The 1,492-nt window shown below is 69.2% G+C and carries 2 protein-coding genes; both read right to left on the bottom strand.

What is annotated here, in order from left to right:
- Positions 1-119: 119 nt before the first annotated feature.
- Complete coding sequence (locus J0670_RS37885; RefSeq protein WP_207817308.1) at positions 120-905, bottom strand: hypothetical protein; 786 nt, start codon at positions 903-905, stop codon at positions 120-122.
- Positions 906-1,049: 144 nt separating this feature from the next.
- Positions 1,050-1,492 (bottom strand): AAA-associated domain-containing protein (locus J0670_RS37880; protein ID WP_207817307.1); only part of this gene is annotated, 443 nt, incomplete at its 5' end.

Genomic DNA, 1,492 nt, shown 5'->3' with positions numbered 1-1,492 from the left:
ACCTGAAGCCGTAGTTCTGTCGGAGCCGTCCCGCCGGGAGGGCTCCGACGACCGGCAGAAGCGGCTGTGCGGCCCGCCGACGGCGGGCCGCACAGCCGCTTCCGGCTGGATGCCACGGGTCAGTGACGGCGTCGGCGGGCCCATGTCGTGGCCAGCGTTCCCAGCACCAGCAGCAGACCGCCGCCCACGAACCCGATGTGCTTCGCGCTCAGCGTGCGGTCGCGCCGGCCTTCGCCCGCGGCACCGAGCGGGAGGGGGTGGTGGCTGCCCGTGGAGCTCGGAGTGGGCTGCGCGTCCTGATCGTGTTCCTTTCCCTGGGGCGACGGGGAGCCGGACGGGTCACTCGCGTCGGTGGTCTCACCATCGGACGGATGACCATGGCCACCACGGCCGCCGCCGTCGCGGCCGCCGTCGCGGTCGTCGATGCAGTGGGTGGCCGGGAAGGGGAACTCCCGTCTGTGGTCGTCGAAGGCCTTCACCTCGAAGAGCGGGTGCTCCCAGAAGAAGTCGCGGATCTTCCACTGGTACTGGTTGCTGGTCTGGCTGGGATAGTTCACGTCCAGGTACGAGGTGACGAAGAAGTCGTCCCATGGTTCCGACGGTGACTTCTCGGACGACGCGTTCTCGATGACGAGGGCCTCCGGCCCCTTCGGGCCGTTCTTCAGGATCACCCTGTACTTCGCGTCGATGAGGATGACCCGTTGGGCACTGTGGCAGTCACGCCAGCGATCGCGGTCGTCCCCGTGCCCCTCTCCGCGCCCCTCTCCGTGCCCGTCCCAGTCCTGGAACCAGGTGGAGCCGGACGCGTGCCCTGCGGACGTCTGCGCGGCTTCGGCTGTCGGGGGAGGGGCGAGGGCGATGACCGCACCGGCCAGTGACGCCGCGATCAAGGGACGACGACTCATCGAACGACCTCCATGTGTGGGGGACACAGACGACCGCCAGCTGGGCCATGTATCCGAATCTCATATGAAGTTAAGAAGAGTCAGATCGTCATATCGTGGACATTTGCGGGGAGTCGCGCGCTTGTCACTCAGCCGCAGCAGCCGCTACAGGGCCGTTTCAGCGCCCGGGTCCAGGGTGAACTCGGCGTCGTCGGCGTCGTAGTCGTAGAGCTCGCCGTAGCGGCCCCAGTCGATGGCGGTCTCCAGTTGGCGGCGGGCGTCCTCGGTGTCGAAGCCGGCGCGCAGGAGGTCGAGGAAGAGGTCCTCGCGCAGCCTGTGGTCCTCGGTGGTGGCGAGGGCCTGGACGATGGCGCGGACGAGGGGGGCGCGGCGGGCGGCCTGGCGGGCGAACAGCTGCTTGCTGGTGAGGATGTCGGCGGCGGCGAACTCGCGGCCGGGCGGGGTGATCGCGAAGCGGCCGTCGGTGGTGCGGGCGAGGTCGAGCAGCACGGCGGCGTCGACCAGCGGCAGCAGGTCGTCCACCTCGAAGTTCAGCTCGTCGGCGATCTCGGCCAGGCCGTCGATGAGGTGGGCGATGATCCCGGCGA

The sequence above is a fragment of the Streptomyces sp. FH025 genome (genome assembly GCF_017427025.1).
Lineage (GTDB): Bacteria > Actinomycetota > Actinomycetes > Streptomycetales > Streptomycetaceae > Kitasatospora.
This window is presented reverse-complemented; position numbering and strand designations above follow the sequence as displayed.